This is a genomic window from Vibrio variabilis, assembly GCF_003263785.1.
Taxonomy (GTDB): Bacteria; Pseudomonadota; Gammaproteobacteria; order Enterobacterales; family Vibrionaceae; genus Vibrio; species Vibrio variabilis.
Genome location: NZ_JYJK01000156.1, coordinates 1 through 287 on the forward strand (window position 1 = coordinate 1; position 287 = coordinate 287).

Here is a 287-nt window from a genome sequence, read left to right on the forward strand (position 1 = left end):
GCAACAGCGCGCTCGATAGCTTCGTCGATGTTCGCACAACGAACCACTGGAAGTACTGGCATCATTTGCTCTACGTGTACGAGTGGGTGATCGTTCTCAACAACCATAACCGCTAGACGAGTCTCAGACTCAACGCCGATAGACTTAAGGATTTCACCTGCGTCTTGACCAACGTGTTGCTTAACTGGGTGCCATACGCGAGCAATTTCTTGCGCAGTACATGGCTTAGCACCGTCGATTTCGTCCATAGTTAGGATTTGTGCCGTTAGCTTCTCAGCTTCTTCTGC

At 50.2% G+C, this 287-nt stretch carries 1 pseudogene; it reads right to left on the minus strand.

Annotated features, from left to right (window positions below):
• Window positions 1-287, minus strand: a pseudogene (locus TZ48_RS24250) (aldehyde dehydrogenase EutE); the annotation flags it as partial.